The 26,196-nt window shown below is 61.5% G+C and carries 21 protein-coding genes and 2 riboswitches; of the genes, 15 read left to right on the top strand and 6 right to left on the bottom strand.

Annotated features, from left to right (window positions below; all coding sequences use genetic code 11):
• Nucleotides 1–183 precede the first annotated feature (183 nt).
• The gene (gene metH / locus ACEN8R_RS12985) at nucleotides 184–3,894 is read right to left on the bottom strand and encodes a methionine synthase (protein WP_495624946.1); all 3,711 of its coding nucleotides are present in this window, start codon (nucleotides 3,892–3,894) and stop codon (nucleotides 184–186) included.
• A 155-nt stretch (nucleotides 3,895–4,049) separates the two neighbouring features.
• On the opposite strand from metH, the gene ACEN8R_RS12980 reads away from it, so the two are divergent.
• Complete coding sequence (locus ACEN8R_RS12980) at nucleotides 4,050–6,335, top strand: fatty acid cis/trans isomerase (RefSeq protein ID WP_495624945.1); 2,286 nt, start codon at nucleotides 4,050–4,052, stop codon at nucleotides 6,333–6,335.
• A 106-nt stretch (nucleotides 6,336–6,441) separates the two neighbouring features.
• Complete coding sequence (gene nfuA / locus ACEN8R_RS12975) at nucleotides 6,442–7,026, top strand: Fe-S biogenesis protein NfuA (RefSeq protein WP_007946504.1); 585 nt, start codon at nucleotides 6,442–6,444, stop codon at nucleotides 7,024–7,026.
• 204 nt (nucleotides 7,027–7,230) lie between these two features.
• Here the strand turns inward: nfuA and cobM are convergent, their stop codons facing one another.
• From cobM to ACEN8R_RS12955, 4 genes are all read right to left on the bottom strand, one after another.
• On the bottom strand, nucleotides 7,231–7,977 hold the full coding sequence (gene cobM, locus ACEN8R_RS12970; RefSeq protein WP_007941756.1) for a precorrin-4 C(11)-methyltransferase: 747 nt from the start codon (nucleotides 7,975–7,977) through the stop codon (nucleotides 7,231–7,233).
• Between the two features lie 82 nt (nucleotides 7,978–8,059).
• Nucleotides 8,060–8,473, bottom strand: coding sequence for a cobalamin biosynthesis protein (locus tag ACEN8R_RS12965; RefSeq protein WP_018927645.1), 414 nt, complete (start codon nucleotides 8,471–8,473; stop codon nucleotides 8,060–8,062).
• Nucleotides 8,470–9,174, bottom strand: coding sequence for a CbtA family protein (locus ACEN8R_RS12960; RefSeq protein ID WP_018927646.1), 705 nt, complete (start codon nucleotides 9,172–9,174; stop codon nucleotides 8,470–8,472). The genes ACEN8R_RS12965 and ACEN8R_RS12960 overlap by 4 nt, the downstream gene beginning before the upstream one ends.
• Nucleotides 9,175–9,185: 11 nt before the next feature.
• Nucleotides 9,186–9,389: a CbtB domain-containing protein gene (locus ACEN8R_RS12955; RefSeq protein WP_018927647.1), complete on the bottom strand. Its 204-nt coding sequence runs from the start codon at nucleotides 9,387–9,389 to the stop codon at nucleotides 9,186–9,188.
• A gap of 122 nt (nucleotides 9,390–9,511) precedes the next feature.
• A riboswitch (cobalamin riboswitch) is annotated at nucleotides 9,512–9,739 on the bottom strand.
• A gap of 256 nt (nucleotides 9,740–9,995) precedes the next feature.
• Nucleotides 9,996–10,208: riboswitch (cobalamin riboswitch) on the top strand.
• A gap of 102 nt (nucleotides 10,209–10,310) precedes the next feature.
• On the opposite strand from ACEN8R_RS12955, the gene cobW reads away from it, so the two are divergent.
• The 5 genes from cobW to ACEN8R_RS12930 all read left to right on the top strand — a co-directional run bounded on the left by cobW (nucleotide 10,311) and on the right by ACEN8R_RS12930 (nucleotide 18,735).
• Nucleotides 10,311–11,378, top strand: coding sequence for a cobalamin biosynthesis protein CobW (cobW, locus tag ACEN8R_RS12950; protein WP_026286539.1), 1,068 nt, complete (start codon nucleotides 10,311–10,313; stop codon nucleotides 11,376–11,378).
• Nucleotides 11,379–11,381: 3 nt separating this feature from the next.
• Nucleotides 11,382–15,155 (top strand): cobaltochelatase subunit CobN, encoded by a 3,774-nt coding sequence (gene cobN, locus ACEN8R_RS12945; RefSeq protein WP_495624944.1) that lies wholly within the window; start codon nucleotides 11,382–11,384, stop codon nucleotides 15,153–15,155.
• A gap of 184 nt (nucleotides 15,156–15,339) precedes the next feature.
• The gene (locus ACEN8R_RS12940; RefSeq protein ID WP_064617088.1) at nucleotides 15,340–16,347 is read left to right on the top strand and encodes a magnesium chelatase ATPase subunit I; all 1,008 of its coding nucleotides are present in this window, start codon (nucleotides 15,340–15,342) and stop codon (nucleotides 16,345–16,347) included.
• Nucleotides 16,348–16,466: 119 nt separating this feature from the next.
• Nucleotides 16,467–17,012 carry a vWA domain-containing protein gene (locus tag ACEN8R_RS12935; protein ID WP_495624943.1) on the top strand — a complete coding sequence of 182 codons (546 nt, stop codon included), beginning with the start codon at nucleotides 16,467–16,469 and terminating at the stop codon, nucleotides 17,010–17,012.
• Between the two features lie 76 nt (nucleotides 17,013–17,088).
• On the top strand, nucleotides 17,089–18,735 hold the full coding sequence (locus ACEN8R_RS12930; protein WP_495624942.1) for a phospholipase D-like domain-containing protein: 1,647 nt from the start codon (nucleotides 17,089–17,091) through the stop codon (nucleotides 18,733–18,735).
• Between the two features lie 63 nt (nucleotides 18,736–18,798).
• Here ACEN8R_RS12930 and ACEN8R_RS12925 read toward each other — a convergent pair whose 3' ends face one another.
• Nucleotides 18,799–19,254 carry a thioredoxin family protein gene (locus ACEN8R_RS12925; RefSeq protein WP_018927653.1) on the bottom strand — a complete coding sequence of 152 codons (456 nt, stop codon included), beginning with the start codon at nucleotides 19,252–19,254 and terminating at the stop codon, nucleotides 18,799–18,801.
• Between the two features lie 340 nt (nucleotides 19,255–19,594).
• Here ACEN8R_RS12925 and ACEN8R_RS12920 point away from each other — a divergent pair, with 340 nt between their 5' ends.
• From ACEN8R_RS12920 to ACEN8R_RS12885, 8 genes are all read left to right on the top strand, one after another.
• A complete protein-coding gene (locus ACEN8R_RS12920) occupies nucleotides 19,595–20,443 on the top strand; it encodes a transporter substrate-binding protein (RefSeq protein ID WP_018927654.1) in 849 nt (282 codons plus the stop codon).
• A gap of 52 nt (nucleotides 20,444–20,495) precedes the next feature.
• Nucleotides 20,496–21,158 carry an amino acid ABC transporter permease gene (locus ACEN8R_RS12915; RefSeq protein ID WP_018927655.1) on the top strand — a complete coding sequence of 221 codons (663 nt, stop codon included), beginning with the start codon at nucleotides 20,496–20,498 and terminating at the stop codon, nucleotides 21,156–21,158.
• Between the two features lie 8 nt (nucleotides 21,159–21,166).
• Nucleotides 21,167–21,829, top strand: a complete 663-nt coding sequence (locus tag ACEN8R_RS12910; protein WP_018927656.1) for an amino acid ABC transporter permease — start codon at nucleotides 21,167–21,169, stop codon at nucleotides 21,827–21,829.
• Nucleotides 21,826–22,617 (top strand): amino acid ABC transporter ATP-binding protein, encoded by a 792-nt coding sequence (locus tag ACEN8R_RS12905; protein WP_018927657.1) that lies wholly within the window; start codon nucleotides 21,826–21,828, stop codon nucleotides 22,615–22,617. The genes ACEN8R_RS12910 and ACEN8R_RS12905 overlap by 4 nt, the downstream gene beginning before the upstream one ends.
• 30 nt (nucleotides 22,618–22,647) lie before the next feature.
• A complete protein-coding gene (locus ACEN8R_RS12900; RefSeq protein ID WP_018927658.1) occupies nucleotides 22,648–23,037 on the top strand; it encodes a RidA family protein in 390 nt (129 codons plus the stop codon).
• A 124-nt stretch (nucleotides 23,038–23,161) separates the two neighbouring features.
• A complete protein-coding gene (locus tag ACEN8R_RS12895; RefSeq protein WP_111454618.1) occupies nucleotides 23,162–23,926 on the top strand; it encodes an IclR family transcriptional regulator in 765 nt (254 codons plus the stop codon).
• A 37-nt stretch (nucleotides 23,927–23,963) separates the two neighbouring features.
• The gene (locus ACEN8R_RS12890; protein WP_495624941.1) at nucleotides 23,964–25,181 is read left to right on the top strand and encodes an amino acid deaminase; all 1,218 of its coding nucleotides are present in this window, start codon (nucleotides 23,964–23,966) and stop codon (nucleotides 25,179–25,181) included.
• Between the two features lie 13 nt (nucleotides 25,182–25,194).
• Entirely contained in the window at nucleotides 25,195–26,130 is a 936-nt protein-coding gene (locus ACEN8R_RS12885; protein ID WP_018927661.1) for a sugar kinase, read from the top strand.
• The last annotated feature ends 66 nt before the right edge of the window (nucleotides 26,131–26,196 follow it).

Below are 26,196 nucleotides of genomic sequence, written 5' to 3'. Positions count from 1 at the left end.
AAATCCCCCGTCACGAATGTGTATGAGGCAAGCATAGACAACAGACTCGAACTCTGTGGGAGCCGTTGTGGCGAGGGAGCTTGCTCCCGTTGGGTCGCGAAGCGGCCCCAAAAAATGGGACTGCTACGCAGTCCAACGGGAGCAAGCTCCCTCGCCACAAAGAATCTTCCACAGGGGAAGGGGTTAGTTGTCGTAACCCAGGTTAGGCGCCAGCCAGCGCTCGGTCACGCTCAACTCCTGGCCTTTGCGCGAGGTGTAGCTCTGCACCTGATCCTTGTCGATCTTGCCCACGGCGAAATACTGCGCCTGTGGGTGAGCGAAGTACCAGCCGCTGACCGCCGCCGCCGGGAACATCGCGTAGTGCTCGGTGAGGAATACGCCGCTGCGGCCGGCCTTGAGCTCTTCCGCTTCCGGGTCCAGCAGCTTGAACAGCGTGGCTTTCTCGGTGTGATCCGGGCACGCCGGGTAGCCCGGAGCAGGGCGGATGCCGGTGTATTGCTCTTTGATCAGCGCCTCGTTGTCCAGCGTCTCGTCCTTGGCGTAGCCCCAGTAGTCTTTACGCACTTGCTGGTGCAGCCACTCGGCGCACGCCTCGGCCAGACGGTCGGCCAACGCCTTGACCATGATCGAGTTGTAGTCGTCGCCCGCTTCCTGATAGGCCTTGGCCACGTCTTCGGCGCCAATCCCGGCGGTGGTGATGAAACCACCCACGTAGTCGGTCACGCCGCTGTCCTTCGGCGCGACGAAGTCGGCCAGGGAGAAGTTCGGCTTACCGTCGGTCTTGATGATCTGCTGGCGCAAGTGATGCAGCTTGGCCAATGGCTTGCCGTCGTCGCCATAGACTTCGATGTCATCGTCGCGCACCTGGTTGGCCGGCCAGAAACCGAACACCGCACGGGCGCTGATCAGCTTCTCGTCGATCAACTTGGCAAGCATTTCCTGGGCATCGGCGTACAGCGCGGTGGCGGCTTCACCGACCACTTCATCCTGCAGGATGCGCGGGAACTTGCCGGCCAGGTCCCAGGAGATGAAGAACGGTGTCCAGTCGATGTATTCGGCCAAAACCTTCAGGTCGATGTTGTCCAGTACCTTGGCGCCGGTGAACGTCGGTTTGACCGGCTCATAATTGGCCCAGTCGAACTGCGGTTTCTTGGCGATGGCTGCCGGGTAGCTCAGGCGCTCGGTGCGGGCGCTGCGGTTGGCGGTGCGCTCGCGAACGTCGATGTATTCCAGGCGGGTCTTCTCGACGAAACCGGCTTTCAGTTCCTTGGACAGCAACTGCGTCGCCACGCCCACGGCGCGGGAGGCGTCGGTGACGTAGATCACCGCGTCGTTGCTGTACTTGGGCTCGATCTTCACCGCCGTGTGCGCCTTGGAGGTGGTCGCGCCACCGATCATCAGCGGCAGATAGAAGTCCTGACGCTGCATTTCGCGGGCCACGTGAACCATTTCGTCCAGCGAAGGCGTGATCAGGCCGGACAGACCGATGATGTCGCATTTCTCGTCTTTGGCGACCTGCAGGATCTTCTCCGCCGGCACCATCACGCCGAGGTCAACGATGTCGTAGCCGTTACAGCCCAGCACCACGCCGACGATGTTCTTGCCGATGTCGTGCACGTCACCCTTGACGGTGGCCATGAGGATCTTGCCCTTGGCCTCCGGCTTGTCGCCTTTTTCCAGTTCGATGAACGGGATCAGGTGGGCCACGGCCTGCTTCATCACGCGGGCGGACTTCACCACTTGCGGCAGGAACATTTTGCCGGCGCCGAACAGGTCGCCGACGATGTTCATGCCGGCCATCAACGGGCCTTCGATGACTTCGATCGGGCGCGCGAACGACAACCGCGATTCTTCAGTATCTTCAACAATGTGCGTGGTGATGCCCTTGACCAGCGCATGCTCCAGACGCTTGTTGACGTCCCAGTTGCGCCACTCTTCGGTCTCGGCTTCCTTGACGCTGCCGTCGCCCTTGTACTTGTCGGCGATGGCGAGGAGGGCGTCGGTGCCTTCCGGAGTACGGTTGAGGATCACGTCTTCAACGGCGTCGCGCAGCTCCACCGGGATCTGGTCGTAGATCTCCAGTTGGCCGGCGTTGACGATGCCCATGGTCAGGCCGTTGCGGATTGCATACAGCAGGAACACCGAGTGAATCGCCTCGCGCACCGGGTTGTTGCCACGGAACGAGAACGACACGTTGGACACACCGCCGGAGCTCAGGGCGTAGGGCAGTTCGTCGCGGATGTAGGCACAGGCGTTGATGAAGTCCACAGCGTAGTTGTTGTGTTCTTCGATACCGGTGGCCACGGCGAAGATGTTCGGGTCGAAGATGATGTCTTCCGGCGGGAAGCCGACTTCGTTGACCAGAATGTCGTAGGAGCGTTTGCAGATTTCTTTCTTGCGCGCTTCGGTGTCGGCCTGGCCGGCTTCATCGAAGGCCATCACCACCACCGCGGCGCCGTAGCGTTTGCACAGTTTGGCGTGATGAATGAACTGCTCGACACCTTCCTTCATGCTGATGGAGTTGACGATGCCCTTGCCCTGGATGCACTTGAGGCCGGCTTCGATCACTTCCCACTTGGAGGAGTCGATCATGATCGGGACGCGGGAGATGTCCGGTTCGCCGGCAATCAGATTGAGGAAGGTCACCATGGCCTTCTTCGAATCGAGCATCCCTTCGTCCATGTTGATGTCGATCACCTGGGCGCCGGCTTCGACCTGCTGCAGGGCGACTTCCAGGGCCTCGGTGTAGTTGTCTTCACGGATCAGGCGGGCGAACTTGGCGGAACCGGTGATGTTGGTCCGCTCGCCGACGTTGACGAACAGCGAACTGCGATCGATGGTGAACGGTTCCAGGCCCGACAGGCGGCAGGCCTTGGGGATGTCCGGAATTTCACGCGGGGCGTAGCCGGCGACCGCTTTGGCGATGGCTTCGATGTGGCCCGGTGTGGTGCCGCAGCAGCCGCCGACGATGTTGAGGAAGCCACTTTGGGCGAACTCTTCGATGACCTTGGCGGTTTGGGCCGGCAGTTCGTCGTACTCGCCGAACTCGTTCGGCAGGCCGGCGTTCGGGTGCGCCGACACGTGGGTGCTGGCCTTGTTCGACAGCTCTTCAAGGTACGGACGCAATTCACGGGCGCCGAGGGCGCAGTTCAGGCCGACGGAAATCGGCTTGGCGTGGGCCACGGAGTTCCAGAACGCTTCGGTGGTCTGGCCGGAGAGGGTGCGGCCAGAGGCATCGGTGATGGTGCCGGAAATCATGATCGGCAGCTCGACGCCCAGCTCTTCGTAAACCCCTTGCACGGCGAAGATCGCCGCTTTGGCGTTGAGGGTGTCGAAAATGGTTTCGATCAGGATCAGGTCGGCGCCGCCTTCGATCAGGCCTTTGGTGGCCTCGGTGTAGTTCTCCACCAGTTCATCGAAGGTCACGTTGCGGTAGCCGGGGTTGTTCACGTCGGGCGACAGCGAGCAGGTACGACTTGTAGGGCCGAGCACGCCGGCGACGAAACGCGGCTTGTCCGGGGTTTCCAGGGTCTTGGCGTCCGCCACCTTGCGCGCCAGGCGTGCGCCTTCTACGTTGAGTTCGTACGCCAGGCCTTGCATGCCGTAGTCGGCCTGGGACACCTGGGTGGCGTTGAAGGTGTTGGTTTCCAGAATGTCGGCGCCGGCATCCAGGTAGGCTTTTTCAATAGAGCCAATCACATCCGGGCGGGTCAGCACCAACAGGTCGTTGTTACCTTTGACATCGCTCGGCCAGTCGGCGAAGCGTTTGCCACGGTAATCCTGTTCCTCGAGCTTGTAGCTCTGGATCATTGTCCCCATGCCGCCGTCGAGAATCAGGATGCGCTCTTTGAGGGCGTGCTTGAGAGCTTGAAGGCGAACGCTGCGATCGGACATTTGGACTACTCGGTAAGGCCATGACGAAGGGCCGGGATAATAACAAACCTGTGTGCTTTTGGAGCATATGCCGGTTTTGCATGAATATCGTTCATGTTGGTGCGCGGGTCGGACCGGTAGAATCGCGGCGTTTTCTCATGATCAGGACCAGGGATATGTCGTATCGCGTCGTCACCAGCCTATTGATGCTGTTTTTAAGCGGGGGCGCCGCTGCGCAAGGTCCGGACATTTCCTACGTTCACGACATTCAACCGATCTTCACCGAAAAGTGCGTGGCCTGCCATGCCTGCTACGACTCCGCCTGTCAGCTCAACCTGGGCAGTGGCGAAGGGGCGGCCCGAGGTGCGACGAAGGCGCCGGTCTATGACGGCGAACGGAGCAAGGCCGCCGCGCCGACCCGGTTGTTTTATGACGCCTTCGGCAAGCGTGCCTGGCAGCAAAAGGGCTTCTATTCGGTGCTCGACGCCCAAGGCAGCCAGGCGGCGCTGATGGCGCGGATGCTTGAGCTGGGGCACAAAACCCCGTTGCAACCCAACGCCAAACTGCCGGAAGAGATCGTCCTGGGCCTGAACCGGGAAAACCAGTGCGCCATGCCGGCAGAGTTCAGCGATTACGCCAACTCTCATCCGAAAGAGGGCATGCCGCTAGCGGTCACCGGTCTTACCGATCAGCAATACCAGACGCTGCAGCGCTGGCTGGCCTCCGGCGCGCCGATCGATCAGCAGGGACTGGTGCCCAGCGCCAGGGAAGCCTTGGAAGTGGTGCAGTGGGAAAACCTGCTGAATGCGCCGGGCGCCCGGGAGAGCCTGGTCGGGCGCTGGCTGTTCGAGCACTGGTTCTTGGCCCATATCTATTTCAAGGACGGCGAGCCGGGGCATTTCTTTCAGTGGGTACGTTCGCGCACGCCGACGGGGCAGCCCATCAACCTGATCAACACCCGCCGTCCGAATGATGATCCGGGCACCCAGGTCTATTACCGTCTGTGGCCGGTGCAAGGCGTGATCGTGCACAAGACCCACATCACCTACCCGCTGAGCGCGGCGAAGATGGCGCGGATCAAGAGCCTGTTTTACAACGGTAACTGGCAGGTCCACGCGTTACCGGGCTACGGGCCGGAGCGGCGGGCCAATCCGTTTGCCACGTTCGAAGCGATCCCGGCCCAGGCGCGTTACCAGTTCATGCTCGATAACGCCGAATACTTCGTGCGCACCTTTATTCGCGGCCCAGTCTGCCGGGGCCAGATCGCCACCGACGTGATTCGCGACAACTTCTGGGCACTGTTCCAGGCCCCGGAACATGACCTTTACATCACCGACCCGAAATATCGCGGCAAGGCTACGCCGTTGCTGGCGATGCCGGGGCAGAACGATGACGTCGGCAGTGTCCTGAGCCTGTGGCACGACTACCGCAACAAACGCAACGAATATGAGGCTCTGCGTCGGGACAGCTATGCCGACTTGCCAGCGCCGAGCTGGTCGACCCTGTGGGCCGGTAATGACAATGCGTTGCTGAGTATCTTCCGGCATTTCGACAGCGCCTCGGTGACCAAGGGCCTGATCGGCGATGTGCCGCAGACGATGTGGCTGTTCGATTACCCGTTGCTGGAACGCACGTATTACCAGTTGGCGGTCAACTTCGATGTGTTCGGTAACGTGTCCCATCAGGCCCAGACCCGGCTGTACTTCGACCTGATCCGCAACGGCGCCGAGCAGAACTTCCTGCGCCTGATGCCGGCCAGCTCACGGGACGGCTATCTCGACGATTGGTACCAGAACAGCGGCAAGTTCAAGATGTGGCTGGATTACGAGGACATCGACAACGACAAGCCGACGGCGCTGACGCTGGACGAAAACGACCCGAAACGCGATTTCGCCTTGCAGCTGCTGTCCCGTTACGGCGAACTTAATGCCAGGCCCGATCCGATCAACCGCTGCGACGGCGCTTACTGCTCGCGGCCGAACATTGATCCGGCGTTGCAGAACGCCGAGCAAGCCTTGAGCCGCCTGACGTCGCGCCCGGCCGCCGGTTTGAAAGTCATCGATCAGTTGCCGGAGGCCACGATGTTGCGCATCGAGACCTCAAGCGGCAAGCGTGAGGTCTACAGCCTGCTGCGTAACCGCGCCCACAGCAACGTGGCGTTCCTGCTCGGGGAGTCGCTGCGTTATCAGCCGGGGCTCGACACGTTGACGATCTATCCGGGTGTTCTGAGCAGCTACCCGAACTTCATGTTCAACATTCCGGCCGGGCAGGTGCCGGCGTTTGTCGACGAGATGGAAAATGCCAAAGACGCCGCGAGTTTCGAAAAAATCGTCGAACGCTGGGGCATTCGTCGCAGTCATCCGCAATTCTGGCAGTATTTCCATGATCTGAGCCGGTACATCCACGACACCGACCCAGTGGAAGAGGGCGTGCTGGACATGAATCGCTACGAGAATCTCTGAAATGCCTGCAACCCGGTGTGGGAGCCACAGTTCCCGACAAAAATACTAGGACTTTGTGCGGCGCGTCGATTGGCGTAAACTGCGTCCAAGCCTGCGAGGAGTTTCCATGACCGCTATTACCATTACCGACGCCGCCCATGATTACCTGGCCGATCTGCTCTCCAAGCAGAACACCCCGGGTATCGGCATCCGCGTCTTTATCACCCAGCCTGGCACCCAGTACGCCGAAACCTGCATTGCCTACTGCAAGCCGGGCGAAGAAAAACCTGAAGATACAGCGCTGGGGCTCAAAAGCTTCACCGCCTATATCGACTCGTTCAGCGAAGCGTTTCTGGACGATGCGGTAGTCGACTACGCCACCGACCGCATGGGCGGCCAACTGACCATCAAGGCGCCAAACGCCAAAGTCCCGATGGTCAACGCCGACAGCCCGGTCAACGAGCGCATCAACTACTACCTGCAAACCGAGATCAACCCGGGGCTGGCCAGCCACGGCGGTCAGGTCAGCCTGATCGATGTGGTCGAAGACGGCATCGCCGTGCTGAAGTTCGGCGGCGGTTGCCAGGGCTGCGGCCAGGCAGACGTCACCCTGAAGGAAGGCATCGAGCGCACCTTGCTCGAGCGTATTCCCGAGCTCAAGGGTGTACGTGACGTGACTGACCACACGCAGAAAGAAAACGCCTACTACTAAGGTGTTCGCTGCAAACATAAAAAACGGTGCCCGTGAGCACCGTTTTTTTATGGATGATCGATAACCTGTGGCGAGGGAGCTTGCTCCCGCTCGACTGCGAAGCAGTCGCAATCCAGCCGATGCATTTTCCCGTGATGAATGCGTTGGCTGATTTTGGGACCGCTGCGCGGTCCAGCGGGAGCAAGCTCCCTCGCCACAAGTGCTTCAGGGTCTGTATAGGTGCGCATGCCCCGCGCGATACAGCGACGACTCACTGAAGTGATCGCTGCCCAGCACTCGACCCACCAGAATCAGCGCCGTTCGGCGAAAGCCCTTGGCTTGTACCTTCTGCGCAATGTCTTCAAGCGTTCCCACCACCCAATCCTGATCAGGCCAGGTCGCCCGGTGAATTACCGCGATCGGGCAGTCGGCGCCGTAGTGCGGCAGCAATTCGGCAAGGATCTTCTCTAGATGATTGACCCCCAGGTGGATCGCCATGGTTGCCCCGTGTTGCGCCAGGCTGCCCAGTTCTTCGCCAGCGGGCATGGCGGTCTTGTCGGCGTAACGGGTCAGAATCACGCTCTGTGACACGTCCGGCAGGGTCAGTTCGGCCCCCAAAAGGGCCGCGCAGGCGGCGGTGGCGGTGACGCCGGGAATGATTTCGAAAGGGATGTCGAGTTCACGCAAGTAGCGAATCTGCTCGCCGATCGCGCCGTACAGACTCGGGTCGCCGGAATGCACCCGGGCCACGTCCTGGCCGTTGGCGTGGGCGGTCTTGATCAGCTCGACGATCTGTTCCAGGTGCAGTTCAGCGCTGTTGACCACCTGTTCGGCCCGGTGGCCTTCCAGCACAGCGGCGGGGACCAGGGAGCCGGCATAGATGATGACCGGGCAGCTACGAATCAGCCGCTGGCCTTTGACGGTGATCAGTTCCGGGTCGCCGGGGCCGGCGCCAATGAAGTAGACGGTCATCGTCGTTTCCTGTCAGAAATAGGGCCTGGGCATGCTTCAGATGAAGAATGCTCATGATCGAAGGCGGGGATTATCGGGGATTTTACGCGGCGCTGGCCAATGCCAAGGTGGCCTGGGCGTATTTTTGTCGTGGAATCAGCAACTTTGCCGGTGCCTGGGCCAATTGTTCGGCCAGGGCCAACGCAGCGCTTTCCGCCACGCCGTAGCAACCGGTGCGTTCAAACGCGATGTCCGAGTGGTGGCTCAGTTGTGCTTGATAGGTCGCCAATTGTTCGCTGCTGAAGTACATCAGCGGCAATGCCAGCTGTTCGGCCAGTTCGATCAGACCAGGCTCTTCGCGCTTCAGGTCGATGCTGGCCAAGGCCTTGATCTCGCTGAGCCCGATTTGATGGGCCTGTAGCGCCTGATCGAGCAGCGCCCGCAACGTGCTGACGGGGCAGCCGCGCTGGCAGCCCAGGCCGACCACCAGGGTCGGCGCGGAGCTGACGTCAGTCATGCGCTGTAATGGCCATCGCTTTTGCGGCGGAACAACCAGGCGCTGATCAGGCCCAGGGCCAGCCAGAACGCCACGTTGGTCAACTGCGAAGCGATTTTGAATTGCGCTTCCAGGGCTTCCGGCGCCAGCATCGAATGGACTTCCGGTTGTGGTGCGCCAATCACATGCGGCACGGCCAGGATCGCCACGCCGAGCGCTTTCATCAGCCAGTGACGGCTGAACACGATCAACGCGATGCCGACGGCCGTGGACGCGGCAGTGCCGATCCACCAGATTTGCCGTTGCGCCAGATCAGCCGCGGCAGTGCCCGGCAGCTCAGGCGGCAGGCCGAGAGTCGGAGCCAGTACGAACGTCGCATAACCGGCCAGGCCCCAGAGCAGGCCCTGAGAGGTTTTGGTCGGTGCGCGCAGGGTGTAAAGACCGGCGAGCATCAGGGCGAAACCGACGGCTACCACCAGGTTGCCGCCGGTAGTGGACAGCACGCGCTGCCAGCCGTCTTCCGGTTCCCAGGCTTCGGCATCGTGGGTATGAGCGACTGCGCCCGCGGCGTGCTCGTGGATTTCAACAGCAGCCGGCTCGGATTTTTCGTAGGTCTCGGCCTGCAAAATCAGCGGGGAGACCCAGAAGCTTTGCAGCAGGGTCAATAGCAGGGCGGCCAGCAGCCCGGTGAAACCTGCGGTTTGCGCAATACGCTTGATCATCTCAGCAGGTCTCAATGGCACGGAAAGGCGGAGCTGTGACGGGTATCGTGCGCGGCGTTGTGCACCGCTTCGATGTGCGAGAAACCGGCGAAATACACAAGGCTGGCGCCAAGGATCGACGCACACACGGCGGCGGTCAGGCGTTGAGTCAGGGTCGTGGTGGTGCTGGCGATGCTCTTGTCGGTGTTGCTGGCGGTGCTGCTGATGATCGTCATGGCGCTTCCCTCTGGTCTGTCAGCGGGTGAATAGAGCGCATGAAAATCTCCGCACGCCAAGGGCTCGCAGAGATTTCGAACAGCGCCCGCCCACCGCGGGTTTGTTATTCAGTGAACGTAAAAGTCACTTTGTGTTGCGGGCCGGTCTCCGGGCTCGCGAGGGGCTGGGCTTGCGCCTGGACCTGCAAGCATCACCTTCCCATGCCATATGACCGGCACAGTGGATCTGACGCTTCACTCGCTTACCGTTGCGGGGGCAGCACCGGACTGACATGGCTTTAGAGTAAAGCACATGATTCACCGGTTTCCCGTTTCACCCTGTGAAGGGCACCCGTAACAAGGCGTGTAGGAGAGCATGGGCGAGGGCGGGGAGTCAATTGGCAGGGGTTCTCACTAACACCCAATATCTGTGGCGAGGGGGCTTGCTCCCGCTCGAGCGCATAGCGGTCGCATCGGATTCATGCGGTCTGTCTGTAAGATTTGCAGTGCATGGTTTCACGACTGCTTCGCAGCCGAACGGGAGCAAGCTCCCTCGCCACAGGCAAGCCCCCTCGCCACAGGTGATCGCATTCGCCGACAAGACATTGACCCGCCCCCACACGATGCGTAGCCTTGCGCTTTCGAGGTTCTTCGGCGTCTGTCGAAGCTAAGAAGGGAACGCGGTCGATGCCGCGGCTGCCCCCGCAACTGTGAACGGTGATGTTCGCTGCCACGCCACTGCAAACCCTGTGCAACGGGTTCGCGGGAAGGCGCAGCGAATGCCGGGCCAACGCCCGGCGCACCGTCAGCCAGGAGACCTGCCTCGACACAGATTCTCACTTTCAACCGGGCGGGGTGATCCGGTGGCGAACTCTTCAGGCACGCGCGCCCGCGTTGCCGGTTGTCGTCCCGTATGCCCGCCACCTTGCCAAAGGGCATCCGATGAAAACACTGGCCAAACTCCCCGTCACCATCGTTACCGGCTTCCTCGGTTCGGGCAAAACCACCTTGCTGCGGCACATGCTCGACAACGCCCAGGGCCGTCGCATCGCGGTGATCGTCAACGAGTTCGGCGAGCTGGGCATCGACGGCGAGATCCTCAAGCAGTGCTCAATCGGCTGCACCGAAGAAGAGGCCAGCGGCCGCGTCTACGAATTGGCCAACGGCTGCCTGTGCTGCACCGTTCAGGAAGAATTCTTCCCGGTGATGCGCGAGTTGGTTGCTCGCCGCGGCGACCTCGACCACATCCTCATCGAAACCTCGGGCCTCGCCCTGCCAAAGCCTTTGGTTCAAGCCTTCCAGTGGCCGGAAATCCGCAGCGCCTGCACCGTTGACGCGGTGATCACCGTGGTCGACAGCCCGGCCGTCGCTGCCGGCACTTTCGCTGCATTCCCGGATCAAGTGGACGCCCAGCGCAAACTCGACCCGAACCTGGACCACGAATCGCCGCTGCACGAACTGTTCGCCGACCAACTGGCCAGCGCCGACCTGGTGATTCTCAACAAGGCCGACCTGATCAGCGCCGCAGACCTGGCCCGCGTGCGCCTGGAAGTCGCCGAAGAGCTGCCACCGGCGGTGAAAGTCATCGAAGCCAGCAGCGGTCGCTTGCCACTGGACGTGCTGATCGGCCTCGGTGCCGGTTCCGAAGAACACATCGACAGCCGTCACAGCCATCACGATCATCACCATGAAGGTGAAGACGACCACGATCACGACCATGACGCGTTCGACTCCATCTCGATCGAGCTGCCACAAGCCGACGAAAGCCTGCTGATGGACGCGCTGACGCAACTGGTGGTGCAGCACGGTATTCTGCGGGTCAAGGGTTTCGCGGCGGTGCCGAACAAGCCGATGCGCCTGCTGATTCAGGGCGTGGGCACGCGTTTCGACAAGCACTTTGACCGTCAGTGGGGCGCCGAGGAAGCGCGCACCACCCGTCTGGTGTTGATCGGTCAGGCGCTGGACGCCGTTCAACTCGAAGCGCAATTGCGCGCTGCGCTCAGCGTTTAACCCATGCACCTGCTCAGGACCCAGCCCGGCGGTTTCGTGTCGGATGACAACATTGCCGACCTTGGACAAACTCCCGCCGAGCTGGTGATCCTGTGCAGCGGCGATTCCAGTCTGGCGTTGCTCGCCGAGGCGGCGCAGCAGCTGCCCGACGATTACCCGAGCCTGCGCCTGGCCAACCCGATGCAGGTGCAGAATCACGCCTCGGTCGATCTTTATGTCGACGAAGTGCTGCGCCACGCCAAGGTGATTCTGATCTCGCTGCACGGCGGCATCGCCTATTGGCGTTACGGCATCGAGCGTCTGGTGGAATTGTCCCAGCGCGGTGTGCAGTTGATTCTGGTGCCGGGTGACGATCGCCCGGACCCGGAACTCAGCGATCTGAGCACCGTGGCCCCCGAAGACCGCGACCGGCTCTGGCACTTCCTGCGTCAGGGCGGCATGGCCAATGCGCTCGACCTGTTTCGCTGCCTTGCCAGTCGTTGGCTGGGTCGTGATTATCCATGGTCCGAGCCGCAAACCCTGCCACGCACCGCGATCTACCACCCGCAAAAAAGCCCCGCGCACCTTCAGGATTGGCAAGCCGATTGGCAGGCCGATCAGCCGGTGGCGGCGGTGCTGTTTTACCGCTCGCACTTGCAGGCGGCGAACACCGGTTTCATCGATATTTTCTGCCAGCGTTTGCAGGCGGCAGGGCTCAACCCGTTGCCGATTGCGCTGGCCAGTCTGAAAGAGCCAGGCTGCCTGGCGGTGGTCGAGGACTGGCTGGATGAAGTTGAGGCGGGGGTGATTCTGAACACCACCGGTTTCGCCCAGTCCAGCCCTGAAGCGCCGCACCTGCGGCCGTTTCGTCGCAACATCCCGGTGATCCAGGCCATCTGCGCCCAGGACAACGAGCCCGGTTGGCGTGCCAGCGAGCAAGGCCTCGGTCCCCGTGACTTGGCGATGCACATCGCGCTGCCGGAGCTGGACGGGCGAATCATCAGTCGGCCGATCAGCTTCAAGGATCTGGCGTGGCGCAGCGAGCGCAGTCAGTCCGATGTGGTTTGCTATCGACCACAACCGGAACGCATGGATTTTGTCGCTGAACTGGCACGGCGCTGGATCGATCTGGCGCGGCTGCCCAACAGCGAAAAACGCATCGCCCTGATCCTCGCCAACTACCCGACTCGCGATGGACGCATCGGTAATGGCGTCGGTCTTGACACCCCGGCCGCGGCGCTGAACATCCTGCGTGCCCTGTACGCCGAAGGTTATCCGTTGCCGGCCGAGCTGCCGGACAGCGGCACCGCGCTGATCCAGCAACTGCTCGGTGGCGTCAGCAATGACCTGGACACGCTCGATCAACGTCCATGTCAGCAAAGCCTGGCGCTGGACGATTACTTTTTGATGTTCAACGCACTGCCCGAAGCCAATCGCGAGGCGGTGCTGCGACGTTGGGGCACGCCCGAAAGCGATCCGATGTTCCGTGGCGGGCGAATGATGATTGCCGGGTTGCGCTTCGGCCTGACTTTCGTCGGCATTCAACCGGCGCGGGGTTATCAGGTTGACCCGAGCGCGGTCTATCACGACCCGGACCTGGTGCCGCCCCACGGTTATCTGGCGTTCTACTTCTGGTTGCGCAACACCTACGGCGCCCACGGCGTGATCCATGTCGGCAAGCACGGTAACCTCGAATGGCTGCCGGGCAAGGGCGTCGGGTTATCTGAAAACTGCTGGCCCGACGCGCTGCTCGGACCGCTGCCGAACATCTATCCGTTCATCGTCAACGACCCGGGCGAGGGTGCCCAAGCCAAGCGCCGCACGCAAGCGGTGATCATCGATCACCTGATGCCACCGCTGACCCGCGCCGAAACCTACGGCCCGCTGCGCAACCTTGAGTTGTTGGCTGACGAATTTTACGAAGCGCAGTTGCTCGATCCGCGCCGCGCCCGGGAACTGCAACGCGACATTCTGCAACTGGTGCGCGACACGCACATTGATCGCGAACTGCAGCTGGACGAGAAGCTCGACAGCGATGCCGACGCGGCGATCTGGTTGCCGCGCCTGGACACTTACCTGTGTGACTTGAAGGAATCGCAGATCCGCGATGGCCTGCACGTGTTTGGCGAGTCGCCGACCGGGCGATTGCGCATCGACACTTTATTGGCCTTGCTGCGCATTCCTCGCGGTGACGGTCGTGGCGCGCAATCGAGCGTGCTGCGGGCGCTGGCCAAGGCGTTCGAATTGGGCTTCGGTCCACTGGATTGCGTGTTGGCCGAGCCCTGGAACGGTCCTCGGCCGGATGCCTTGCAGGCGGTCAGTGATGAGCTGTGGCGCACGGCGGGGGATACCCGTGAGCGTCTGGAACTGTTCGCCGCGCAGTTGATCGAGCAAGCCTTGAGCGCTGAAATTGCTCCGTTGAACCAGCCAGGCTGGTCCGACGTGAGCGCGATCATCGACAGTTTGCGCGAGGTCGTCGCCCCGCGCCTGGACGCCTGCGGCCCGGCGGAAATGCGCGGCCTGCTGGACGCCCTCAGCGGGCGATTCGTCCCGGCCGGGCCGAGTGGTGCGCCCAGCCGTGGACGGCTGGACGTGTTGCCCACCGGGCGCAATTTCTATTCGGTGGACGTGCGCAACCTGCCGACCATCACGGCGTGGCGCATCGGTTTTCAATCCGCGAACCTGATTCTTGAGCGGCACTTGCAGGATCACGGCGATCACTTGCGTCAGCTCGGCCTGTCGGTCTGGGGCACCGCGACCATGCGCACCGGCGGCGATGACATTGCCCAGGCCATGGCCTTGATGGGTGTGCGGCCGGTGTGGGCGACGGGCAGTCAGAGGGTCGACGACTTCGAGATTCTGCCGTTGAGCCTGCTGGACCGGCCGCGGGTGGACGTGACCTTGCGCGTCTCCGGATTCTTCCGCGATGCCTTTGCCAACCTGATCCGGCTGTTCGACGCCGCCGTGCAAGCGGTCGCCGCGCTGGATGAGCCGGATGATCTCAACCCGTTGGCAGCCAAGGTTCGTGCCGAGCGCGAAGCGCTGCTGACGTCCGGTCTGGATGAAGAAGCGGCCAGGCGACAGGCCGGCTGGCGGATCTTCGGGGCCAAACCGGGTGCTTACGGTGCCGGCGTGCAAGGCGCCATCGACGGTCGTTTGTGGCAAAGCCGCGAAGACCTGGCCGAGGTTTACCTGAACTGGGGCGGCTACGCTTACGGCGGCTCCGATGAAGGCACCGCCGCACGCGAGCAGTTCGCCCAGCGTCTGAGCCAGGTGCAGGCCGTGCTGCAAAACCAGGACAACCGCGAGCACGACTTGCTCGATTCCAACGACTATTACCAGTTCCAGGGCGGCATGCTGGCGGCCGTCGAAAGCCTCAGCGGTGCAGCGGCGGCGAGTTATCACGGCGACCACAGTCAGCCGGACTTGCCGAAGATCCGCACATTGAAGGAAGAGCTGAACCGGGTGATCCGTTCCCGGGCGGCCAATCCGAAATGGATCGACGGGATCAAGCGTCATGGCTATAAAGGCGCGTTCGAACTGGCGGCGACGGTCGATAACCTGTTTGCGTTCGACGCCACCACGCAGTTGATCGACGATCACCAGTATGCGTTGCTGGCGGACGCCTATTTGCTTGATCCGGCGACCCGGGAGTTTGTTCGCGAACACAATCCCCACGCTTTGCGCGACATGACCGAACGCCTGCTCGAAGCGCAGCAACGGGGGATGTGGCAGGAGCCGGGTGAATACCGCGAGGCGCTGGAGAATTTGTTGCTGGACATAGAAGAAGACAGTTAGCCGGTGAGCAAAGGAAATTTGTGGCGAGGGAGCTTGCTCCCGTTGGGCTGCGCAGCAGCCCCAAAACAAAAAACCAGGCTCTGTCAGGCACACCGCATTTTCAGGTTTTACGACTGCTACGCAGCCGAGCGGGAGCAAGCTCCCTCGCCACAGAGTAATCACCGACCATGACCGAGATTTGAACATGACCGACACCCCCCATTTCCCGCTCTCCGCCGTGGTCGGCGCCGATGACTTGAAGCTCGCCCTGTACCTGACCGCCATCGACCCGAAAATCGGAGGCGTGCTGATCGAAGGCCCGCGCGGCATGGCCAAGTCGACCCTGGCCCGAGGCCTGGCGGACCTGCTGGCCAGCGGTCAATTCGTTACCTTGCCCCTGGGCGCCACCGAAGAACGGCTGGTCGGCACCCTCGATCTCGACGCGGCCTTGAGCGAAGGGCGCGCACAGTTTTCTCCGGGTGTATTGGCCAAGGCCGACGGCGGCGTGCTCTACGTCGATGAAGTGAACTTGCTGCCCGATCACCTCGTGGACCTGCTGCTCGACGTGGCCGCCAGCGGCACCAACCTGATCGAGCGCGACGGGATTTCCCATCGGCATTCGGCGAAGTTTGTGCTGATCGGCACCATGAACCCGGAAGAGGGCGAACTGCGCCCGCAACTGCTCGACCGCTTTGGCCTGAACGTCGCCCTCAGTGGCCATACCGCACCCGCCGAGCGCGGCCAGATCATCCGTCGTCGACTGGATTTCGACAGCGATCCGCAAGGCTTCTGCGCCGAGTGGGAAAGTCAGCAACACGCCCTGCGCGAGCGTTGCCAGAAGGCGCGTGCGGCCCTGGCGAGTATCCCGCTCGACGATGCCGCACTGGCGCAGATCACCGAGCGCTGCTTTGCTGCCGGTGTCGACGGCTTGCGGGCCGACCTGGTCTGGCTGCGCGCGGCGCGGGCACATGCGGCGTGGCGCGGTGCGAACGCCATTGCCGAAGAGGATATCGACGCGGTCGCCGAATTTGCCTTGCGTCATCGTCGTCGGGAGCATTCGACCTCTGCGCCGCAAAACTCCCAAGCGCCACAGCAATCCCCTGCGCAAACCACCAACCCGAACGAAGGTCAGGGCCAGTGGGGCGAAATGCCCGCCCAGGCGCTGCCGGTCGGTGCTCGACGTGAAGTGCCGAGCTGGCCAAAAAAGCCCTAGGCATTCGCCCTCGATCAGACGCGGGGGCGAATGCCAGACCCCGCGCAGGCCGGCTGGATCACGGTAAACAGGGCAAGCGTCACGCCGCCCGTAGCGGATCGGTCAACTGGCCCGGCACCTTGCTCAATGGCCGACCGCGTCAACGCGATGACCTATTGTTCCATCTGCGGACCCGCACCCCGCATGAACTGTGGCTGGTGATCGTCGATGCCTCGGCCTCGACCCGGCGCCATCAGGCGTTGAGCGATGCCAAGGGCTTGCTGGCACAACTGTTCGACGATGCCTATCGCCAGCGCGCACGCCTGGCTTTGCTGACCGCCAGCGGTCACCTGCCGAAGTGGCAGGTGCAGGGATTGAAAGCTTCTGCGGGCTTACGCGATTGGCTTGAGGGATTGGGCGCCGGCGGCGGGACGCCGATGCTGGCGGCGCTTGGCGAGGCGGGGCGCTGGCTGGCGGTCCGGCAAAAGCGTTTTCCGGCCGAACAGCAGCGGCTGCTGCTAGTGACAGATGGACGGTTGAAGGAATGGTCGACATTGCCGGAGCTGGATTGTCCGGGGTTGCTGATCGACATCGAGCGCGGGCCGATTCGGCTCGGGCGGGCAAAGGTGTTGGCAGCGCAGTTACAGGTTGATTATCGACATATCGATGAGCTGATTTCAGGTTGAGTTTTGTGCTGACAGTGCTGGCCCCATCGCATCGCTGCCCTATGCTCTGTAAGCAAACCCATCACAGGAGTGACCCATGCGCGTTCTAGCCCGCAACGATCAGGACGATTTCCGCGTCAAAGCCTACGCTGGCACCAACGGTGTGCTGCTGGCCATCGACCTGGCCGAACCCCGCCGCAAAGGCCTGTTGGGGTTTGCCATCGAAAAACAGCAAGGTGACAAACCCTGGTTGTTTCTGTTCAACAGCCTGACCTTCCCCGGCAAGGATCATACGTTCCCTCAGTTTCACGCCACCCCCAGCGATGCCGCGCCTTTGCAGAAATTTCGCTGGGCCGATTACGCGGTCAATCCGGGTGTGACGATCCATTATCGGGTTCACCTGGCTTATGGCACTGCCGATGCGCCACAGTTGGGTGAAAGCCTGGAAGTGACGGTCACCACGGACAATGGCCTGCCCAAGGGGCAGAACGTGATATTCAACCGAGCAGTGGCTGCCAGTCAGGCGTTCCAGCGCAAATTCGCCGACCTCGATGCGCTGCTCAGCGTCAACAAGACACTGCCCATCGAAGAGTGGCCCGATGCGCCGCGGCAATGGCTGGAAAATGGTCTGCTCGCACGCCTGCTCGGGTTTATCGAACGTGCCGTGGATGGCCAGTGGGCGCTGGACATCGCGATCTATGAATACCAGTTGCAGGCGATCGTCGATGCGGTGAACGCCGCCTTCGAGCGTGGCGTAAAGGTTCGGGTCCTGTACCACGCCCAACCTGGCGAAGACACCACGGCGCTGAACGAAGCCAGCCTGGAAAAAATCCCGGCGGCGAACAAACGCGGGCGAGTCACCCACAATATCTTTCACGATAAGTTCATGGTCCTGAGCCGGCTCGATGCGGCGGGGCAGCATCAGCCCGAAGCGGTACTCTGCGGCAGTACCAACTTCACTGCCAACGGCGTCTACCGTCAGGCCAACGTCGTGCATGTGCTGGACGACGCTCGGATCGGCGCCACTTACTTGCAAACCTTCGAGCAGGTCTGGGCCACACCGACGGACGTCGGCGCCACGCGGGACTGGCTCACGGAACACAATCCGATGCAGCCTGACCAGCCGCTGTTCGCCGGTTTTTCACCGCGCTCGGGCGAGGGCGACTTGAGTGAGTTCATCAAGATCATCAACGCCGCCAAAAAAGACCTGCTGTTTGTCACCGCATTCACCTTGCCGGACAAAATACTCAACGCGCTGCTCGGCCAACCCCACGACGACATCTTGCGTTACGGCCTGCAAAACACGGTCAGCAGCATCACCGGTTTCCATGCCGACCGCACCGCCGAATTCGCTGCCACCGCGCTGCTCAACACCGGCCTTGAAGGCTGGCTCAAGGAAAACATGAAAGGCCAGAAGGGCAACCTGCTGGTGCACACCAAAGCCATCGTCGTCGACTTCACCAGCGATTCACCGACCATCATCAGCGGCAGCCACAACCTCAGTGACGCGGCCAGCAACGGCAATGACGAAAACTACCTGATCATCCGTGGCGACACCGACCTGGCCGATCGTTACGGGCTGGAACTGCTGCGCTTCTACGAACATTACCGGTTCCGCTACTTCGCAAAGAAACTGCAACTCAAGCAGGTCCGGCCGTTGGCGGCGGATGACAGCTGGACCGATGACTATTACCGCGAGGGCGACCTGCGGATGTTGTCGCGGCTGCGTTTTTCCGGACGATAAACACACCGGCGGGCACTTTTTGTAGCAGCTGCCGAGCAGCGCAAGGCTGCTGCTACAGGTCAGTTATTTGCCCATTGCATTACTCATCAAACGTGCATTCAACCGCTCCCGTGCCCGAGGCGCGGTGCATAAAGTGCTGAGGGTTTTCTGTAACCACGGCAAGTCGCGACGAGGTTTGCGGGCAACTCTTTTGGGCCTGAGCTTGCCGATGTGCTTTTTGAAATGTTCTTCCAGGGTTTCCGGGGTCCCTATGCCCTTGAGCTTCGTCAGCAGCTTCCCCTCCTTGTAAAAGAGCACAGTGGGTGTGCCTTTGACTTCCGGATGCCGAGGGGACTTGCTTGTATCCAGCACATAGATGCACGCGTGATCTTTGTACTTCTCGGCAATTTCACGGAAAACCGGCTCGGCCCATTTGCAGGCGGGACAGTGGTCGTTGCCGAAATACAGAATCACCGGGCGCCAGGTGTTGAGCGCTTTGCGGTAGGCCGGATCCAATGACTGGGTGGACATCGAACTCATTGAAATCTCCTTTTCAAAGACTGTCGAAGGCCAGTTGACGTTAAAGGAGGCAAGGGGGTGGGTCTACTATCAAAAATTACAGGTGCGCTCTGCTTCTTTTTGACCTGCAATGCACCGCAATGTGACTCAACCACACACAGCCTGTAGCCAACGGTAGCGTTCAGCCAGCTGTCTTTTCGTAACACTTTCTTCGCGCCTGTGCGCATCCATTTGATTCAAAACACTTTTCAAATCCTCCGAGATTCCGGCCACATCCTGTGGCACACTTTCTGCTGTCTATTCCGTTGTTACATACCAAGTTCCGGTATAGCGGAATAAACACAGCCCTGGAGTGCTTGCCATGCATCGTCGACTTTCCTTGTTTAAAGCGTGTGTTTTCGTACTCGCGGCTTCGGCCGCTGCCGTGGGTGTCGCTCAAGCGGCAGACAGCAAGCTCGACAGCGTGCTGGCCCGTGGGAAATTGATCGTGGGCACGGGCAGTACCAACGCGCCGTGGCACTTCCAGGGAGCCGACGGCAAGTTGCAGGGTTTTGATATCGATATCGCGCGGATGGTGGCCAAGGGGTTGTTCAACGACCCGAGCAAGGTCGAGTTCGTGGTGCAGTCGTCCGATGCGCGGATTCCGAACCTGCTGACCGACAAGGTCGATATGAGTTGCCAGTTCATCACCGTGACCGCCAGCCGGGCCCAACAGGTCGCGTTCACGCTGCCGTACTACCGTGAAGGTGTTGGCCTGTTGCTGCCGGCCAACAGCAAGTACAAGGAAATCGAAGACCTCAGGGCCGCCGCCGACGGCGTGACCGTGGCGGTGCTGCAGAACGTGTACGCCGAAGAACTGGTGCATCAGGCGCTGCCCAAGGCCAAGGTCGATCAGTACGACAGCGTGGATCTGATGTATCAGGCGGTGAACTCCGGCCGTGCCGACGCGGCGGCCACCGATCAGTCGTCGGTGAAATACCTGATGGTGCAGAACCCTGGCCGTTATCGCAGCCCGACCTACGCCTGGAGCCCGCAGACCTACGCCTGTGCGGTCAAACGCGGCGATCAGGATTGGCTGAACTTCGTCAACACCGTGCTGCATGAAGGCATGACCGGCGTTGAATTCCCGACTTACGCGGCTTCCTTCAAACAATGGTTCGGTGTCGACCTGCCTACACCTGCAATCGGTTTCCCAGTCGAATTCAAATGATCCCGTGAGAGCGGGGCGGTGATAAATCGCTCCGCTCAAGGTACTGCTGACCATGAACTATCAGTTGAATTTTGCCGCCGTGTGGCGCGACTTCGACACCTTGCTGGCGGGGCTCGGTCTGGGTCTTGAGCTGGCGCTGGTGTCGATCGCCATCGGCTGCGTGATCGGCCTGCTGATGGCGTTTGCTTTGCTGTCGAAGCACCGCGCATTGCGGGGGCTGGCGTCGGTGTATGTGACGGTGATCCGTAATACGCCGATTCTGGTGTTGATTCTGTTGATCTACTTCGCGTTGCCGAGCCTGGGCATTCGTCTGGACAAGATCCCCTCGTTCATCATCACCCTGTCGCTGTATGCCGGGGCGTACTTGACCGAAGTGTTTCGTGGCGGGTTGTTGAGCATTCCCAAGGGGCTACGTGAAGCCGGGTTGGCGATCGGCTTGGGCGAGTGGCAGGTCAAGGCGTACATCACCGTGCCGGTGATGCTGCGCAATGTGCTGCCGGCGCTGTCGAACAACTTCATTTCGCTGTTCAAGGACACCTCGCTGGCGGCGGCGATTGCCGTGCCGGAGCTGACCTATTACGCGCGCAAGATCAATGTCGAGAGCTACCGGGTGATCGAAACCTGGCTGGTGACCACAGCGCTCTATGTTGCGGCCTGTTACCTCATTGCCATGATGCTGCGTTACCTCGAGCAGCGTCTGGCGATTCGCCGATAGGAGGCCCCATGTACGAATCCCCCAGCTGGTTGCATGAGTTATGGGTGGCCCGGGATGTCCTGTGGCAGGGCTTCCTGACCAGTGTGCAGTGCTCGGGCCTGGCGATTTTGCTGGGCACGCTGGTCGGCATCGTCGCCGGCCTGGTACTCACCTACGGCACGTTCTGGATGCGCGCGCCGTTCCGGTTCTACGTCGACATCATTCGCGGCACGCCGGTGTTTGTATTGGTACTGGCCTGCTTCTATATGGCGCCGGCACTGGGCTGGCAGATCAGCGCCTTCGGGGCTGGCACTTTGGGCCTGACGCTGTTTTGCGGTTCCCATGTCGCCGAGATCGTGCGCGGTGCGTTGCAAGCGCTGCCCAGCGGTCAGATGGAAGCGAGCAAGGCCATCGGCCTGACGTTTTACCAGGCACTGGGTTATGTGTTGTTGCCCCAGGCGTTGCGGCAGATCTTGCCGACCTGGGTCAACTCGTCCACCGAGATCGTCAAGGCGTCGACCTTGTTGTCGGTGATCGGCGTCGCCGAGCTGCTGCTCAGTACTCAACAGATCATCGCCCGGACCTTCATGACCCTGGAGTTTTACCTGTTCGCCGGATTGCTGTTTTTCGTCATCAACTACGCCATCGAATTACTCGGCCGGCACATTGAAAAGCGGGTGGCCTTGCCATGACACAAGCACAAGTTTCGACCCAGAACCAAGCGCTGCTGGACATCCGCGGCCTGCACAAACAATACGGCCCGCTCGAAGTGCTCAAGGGCGTCGACCTGACCATGCAGCGCGGCAATGTGGTCACGCTGATCGGCTCCAGCGGCTCGGGCAAGACCACGCTGCTGCGCTGCGTGAACATGCTCGAAGAGTTCCAGGGCGGGCAGATTCTGCTCGACGGTGAATCCATCGGCTATGACGAGGTCAACGGCAAGCGCGTGCGCCACCCGGAAAAAGTCATCGCCCGCCATCGCGCCATGACCGGCATGGCCTTCCAGCAATTCAATCTGTTCCCGCACCTCACCGCGTTGCAGAACGTCACCCTCGGGTTGCTCAAGGTGAAAAAACTGCACAAGGATGAAGCCGTGGCGCTGGCGGAGAAATGGCTGGAGCGGGTCGGCCTGCTGGAGCGCCGCGATCATTACCCCGGTCAGTTGTCCGGTGGTCAGCAACAGCGCGTGGCGATTGCCCGGGCGATTGCGATGAACCCGAGTTTGATGCTGTTCGATGAAGTCACCTCGGCCCTCGATCCGGAGCTGGTGGGCGAAGTGCTGAACGTGATCAAGGGCCTGGCCGAGGATGGCATGACCATGTTGCTGGTGACCCACGAAATGCGTTTTGCCTTCGAGGTCTCGGACAAGATCGTGTTCATGAATCAGGGGCGGATCGAAGAGCAGGGGCCGCCCAAGGAACTGTTCGAGCGCCCGCAGTCGCCGCGACTGGCGGAATTTCTCAAGAGCACCCGCTTTTAAGCCTTCACTTTTTAATCAGGAGAAACACCCATGAGCATTACTCGTTACGGCACCGGCAGCACTGCCGGTGGCGGCCAGCCCCGTCCTTTTGCCCGCGCCGTCGAAGCCGATGGCTGGCTGCACGTGTCCGGCCAAGTGCCGGCGGTGGATGGTGAAATCATCGTGGGCGGGATTGTCGAGCAGACTCACCAAACCATGAAAAACCTGATCGCGATTCTGGAAGAGGCCGGTTACGGGCTCGAAGACGTGGTGCGCACGGGCGTGTGGCTGGAAGACCCGCGGGACTTCTGGAGTTTCAACAAGGTGTTTTCCGAGTACTTCAAAAGCGAACACGCCCCAGCCCGGGCCTGCGTTCAGGCGAACATGATGGTCGATTGCAAGGTCGAGATTGATTGCATCGCGTACAAGAAAAAGGCCTGAACCGCAGTGAATTCTTCGCGGGCAAGCCTCGCTCCTACAAACGGCGAAATCCTGTAGGAGCGAGGCTTGCCCGCGAAGGCGGCCTTCTGGGTAAACTCCCGGCACTTTGAATGGGACCACTGAAATGACCGAAGACACCATCAAGCGCCGGGCTCGCGGTCTGGACCGGGCGTTCGACATCCTCGATTTCCTCAAGGAAATCGGCCAGCCCCTGCGCCCGAACGAAATCGCCAGCGGCATCGGCAGCCCGAAATCCACGATCTACGAACTGGTTGCGTCCTTATTGGAGCGGCGCATCCTCGAACCCGTGGGCAAGGAAGGTCACGTTTACCTCGGTCGTCAGCTGTACTTCCTCGGGCAGGCGCATTTGCGTCATTTCGACCTGTCCCGCGAGGCCGATCACGCCTTGCAGGAAATCGTCAGCCAGACCCGCGAAACCGCGCAGATGTGCCTGCTCAACGGGCGCAAATACACCGTGGCATTGATGAAAGAGGGGGAGCGGCATTTCCGCATTTCCTCGGACATCGGCGAAAACGCGCCGATCCCCTGGACCGCTTCCGGGCGCCTGCTGCTGGCGCACCTGAGCGATCAGCAGATCGTCGATTTGATCGACCCCGACGATTTCATCCTGCCCGACGGCGAACGCCTGCCGCTGGAGCAGTTTCTCCGGGAGATCCGCCAGGCCGCCATTGACGGATTCTTTTCCTTCGACAGCGTCGCCGACACCTTTACCCATTGCTTCGCCGCCCCGGTCAAAGACCCGAACGGCGTGGCCATCGCGACCCTGTGCATCGTCGCCCCACGGGCCGATGCGAAGAACAATTACAACGACTATCGCCGGGTGCTGATCGACAGCGCCAACAGCCTCGCCCGGCGTATCAACGAATAACAGCGGCTGCCTGCGGCCGTGTGTGAGGAGATCGACCATGTCTACTGCCATCAATACCGCCGCCGTGGAAAAGGGCGCCGCCCAGACCGGCGCCAACCTGGTGCGGGACGTCAGTCTGCCGGCCCTGGTGCTGCACCGCGACGCGCTGGAACACAACATTCGCTGGATGCAGGACTTCGTCAGCCACAGCGGCGCGGAACTGGCACCTCACGGTAAAACCAGCATGACCCCGGCGCTGTTTCGTCGCCAACTGGACGCCGGTGCCTGGGGCATCACCCTGGCCAGCGCCACGCAAACCCGCGCGGCTTACGCCCATGGCGTGCGCCGGGTGCTGATGGCCAATCAACTGGTTGGCACGCCGAACATGGCACTGATCGCCGACCTGCTGGCTGACCCGACTTTCGATTTCTATTGCATGGTCGATCACCCGGATAACGTCGCCGACCTCGGCGCGTATTTCGCTTCGCGCGGCGTGCGCCTGAACGTGATGATCGAGTACGGCGTGGTCGGCGGTCGTTGCGGTTGCCGCACCGAAGCCGAAGTGCTGGCGCTGGCCAAGGCTATCAACGCTCAACCGGCGTTGGCGCTGACCGGCATCGAGGGCTACGAAGGGGTGATTCACGGTGATCATGCGGTGAGCGGCATCCGCGAGTTCGCCGCCTCCCTGGTGCGTCTGGCGGTGCAGTTGCAGGACAGTGGCGCGTTCGCGATTGCCAAGCCGATCATCACCGCGTCGGGGTCGGCGTGGTACGACCTGATCGCCGAGTCGTTCGAAGCGCAGAATGCCGGCGGGCGTTTCCTCAGCGTGCTGCGCCCCGGCAGTTACGTGGCCCACGACCATGGCATCTACAAAGAAGCGCAATGTTGCGTGCTCGACCGTCGCAGCGACCTGCACGAAGGTTTGCGCCCGGCGCTGGAAGTCTGGGCGCATGTGCAGTCGTTGCCCGAACCGGGTTTTGCGGTGATCGCCCTGGGCAAGCGCGACGTGGCCTACGACGCCGGTTTGCCGGTGCCGTTGCTGCGTTACAAGGCCGGCGTGGTGCCGGCGACCGGCGATGATGTAAGTGCCTGCAAGGTGACAGCGGTGATGGACCAGCACGCGTTCATGACCGTGGCGCCGGGGGTTGAGTTGCGGGTGGGCGATATCATTTCGTTCGGGACTTCGCACCCGTGTTTGACGTTCGACAAGTGGCGTATCGGGTGTCTGGTGGATGAGCAGCTGAATGTTATCGAGACCATGGAAACCTGTTTCTAAGAGCCCCCACAACATGAACAACATCAGCCCTCTGGGCCCCAACATCCCGCGCATCGCCCTGATCGGCGAGTGCATGATCGAACTGCAGCAGCGCGCCGACGGCTCTCTGCAACAGAGCTTCGGCGGCGATACCCTGAACACCGCGGTCTATCTGGCCCGTGAACTGGGCGATGGCGGCACGGTGGATTACGTCACTGCCCTGGGTGATGACAGTTTCAGCGATGCGATGTGCCAGAGCTGGGCCAGCGAACACATCGGCCTGGGCATGGTCCAGCGTTTGCCCGGTCGCTTGCCCGGTCTGTATTGCATCCAGACCGACGCGGCCGGCGAGCGGCGTTTTCTCTACTGGCGCAATGAAGCGGCCGTGCGCGATTGCTTTACCACCCCGGCGGCCGCGCCGATCCTGGCAGCGCTGCCGGATTACGACGTGCTGTATTTCAGCGGCATTACCCTGGCGGTGCTCGGTGAACAGGGCCGGGAGAAACTGCTGGACACCCTGATCGAAGCCCGACAGCGGGATGCGCGGATCGTGTTCGACAACAATTATCGACCACGCCTATGGGCTTCGGTCGAGGACGCACGAGCGGCTTATCGCGAAGTGTTGCCCTATGTCGACCTGGCGTTGCTGACGGTTGATGACGAGCAGGCGCTGTTCCACTTTTCCGATTGCACGGCGGTGTTTGCCGCTTATGAGCAGATGGGCACGCCCGAAGTGGTGCTCAAGCGCGGTGCCGAGGCGTGTCTGATTCGCTGTGACGGCGAGTCGTTCGAAGTGCCGGCGCAAGTGGTCGAACGGGTGGTGGACACCACGGCGGCGGGGGATTCGTTCAGCGCGGCGTATCTGGCTTGCCGCCTCAAGGGTGGGAGCCCGGTCGAGGCTGCTGAAGCGGGGCATCGCTTGGCGAGTCGGGTGATTCAAGTGCCGGGGGCACTGATCCCCAAAGATTGAAATGCAATCTTTGGGGGATGCTGTGATTTTTTGTGGCGAGGGAGCTTGCTCCCTCGCCACAGGCAA

Source organism: Pseudomonas sp. Pseusp15 (genome assembly GCF_059492165.1).
Note: the sequence above shows the minus strand (reverse complement) of the source record. Positions and strands in the feature narration are given on the sequence as shown.

What these genes read in the sequence shown, in the direction of transcription:
- metH (WP_495624946.1), bottom strand. Translation starts at nt 3,894, where the DNA reads ATGTCCGATCGCAGCGTTCGCCTTCAAGCTCTCAAGCACGCCCTCAAA.
- ACEN8R_RS12980 (WP_495624945.1), top strand. Translation starts at nt 4,050, where the DNA reads ATGTCGTATCGCGTCGTCACCAGCCTATTGATGCTGTTTTTAAGCGGG.
- nfuA (WP_007946504.1), top strand. Translation starts at nt 6,442, where the DNA reads ATGACCGCTATTACCATTACCGACGCCGCCCATGATTACCTGGCCGAT.
- cobM (WP_007941756.1), bottom strand. Translation starts at nt 7,977, where the DNA reads ATGACCGTCTACTTCATTGGCGCCGGCCCCGGCGACCCGGAACTGATC.
- ACEN8R_RS12965 (WP_018927645.1), bottom strand. Translation starts at nt 8,473, where the DNA reads ATGACTGACGTCAGCTCCGCGCCGACCCTGGTGGTCGGCCTGGGCTGC.
- ACEN8R_RS12960 (WP_018927646.1), bottom strand. Translation starts at nt 9,174, where the DNA reads ATGATCAAGCGTATTGCGCAAACCGCAGGTTTCACCGGGCTGCTGGCC.
- ACEN8R_RS12955 (WP_018927647.1), bottom strand. Translation starts at nt 9,389, where the DNA reads ATGACGATCATCAGCAGCACCGCCAGCAACACCGACAAGAGCATCGCC.
- cobW (WP_026286539.1), top strand. Translation starts at nt 10,311, where the DNA reads ATGAAAACACTGGCCAAACTCCCCGTCACCATCGTTACCGGCTTCCTC.
- cobN (WP_495624944.1), top strand. Translation starts at nt 11,382, where the DNA reads ATGCACCTGCTCAGGACCCAGCCCGGCGGTTTCGTGTCGGATGACAAC.
- ACEN8R_RS12940 (WP_064617088.1), top strand. Translation starts at nt 15,340, where the DNA reads ATGACCGACACCCCCCATTTCCCGCTCTCCGCCGTGGTCGGCGCCGAT.
- ACEN8R_RS12930 (WP_495624942.1), top strand. Translation starts at nt 17,089, where the DNA reads ATGCGCGTTCTAGCCCGCAACGATCAGGACGATTTCCGCGTCAAAGCC.
- ACEN8R_RS12925 (WP_018927653.1), bottom strand. Translation starts at nt 19,254, where the DNA reads ATGAGTTCGATGTCCACCCAGTCATTGGATCCGGCCTACCGCAAAGCG.
- ACEN8R_RS12920 (WP_018927654.1), top strand. Translation starts at nt 19,595, where the DNA reads ATGCATCGTCGACTTTCCTTGTTTAAAGCGTGTGTTTTCGTACTCGCG.
- ACEN8R_RS12915 (WP_018927655.1), top strand. Translation starts at nt 20,496, where the DNA reads ATGAACTATCAGTTGAATTTTGCCGCCGTGTGGCGCGACTTCGACACC.
- ACEN8R_RS12910 (WP_018927656.1), top strand. Translation starts at nt 21,167, where the DNA reads ATGTACGAATCCCCCAGCTGGTTGCATGAGTTATGGGTGGCCCGGGAT.
- ACEN8R_RS12905 (WP_018927657.1), top strand. Translation starts at nt 21,826, where the DNA reads ATGACACAAGCACAAGTTTCGACCCAGAACCAAGCGCTGCTGGACATC.
- ACEN8R_RS12900 (WP_018927658.1), top strand. Translation starts at nt 22,648, where the DNA reads ATGAGCATTACTCGTTACGGCACCGGCAGCACTGCCGGTGGCGGCCAG.
- ACEN8R_RS12895 (WP_111454618.1), top strand. Translation starts at nt 23,162, where the DNA reads ATGACCGAAGACACCATCAAGCGCCGGGCTCGCGGTCTGGACCGGGCG.
- ACEN8R_RS12890 (WP_495624941.1), top strand. Translation starts at nt 23,964, where the DNA reads ATGTCTACTGCCATCAATACCGCCGCCGTGGAAAAGGGCGCCGCCCAG.
- ACEN8R_RS12885 (WP_018927661.1), top strand. Translation starts at nt 25,195, where the DNA reads ATGAACAACATCAGCCCTCTGGGCCCCAACATCCCGCGCATCGCCCTG.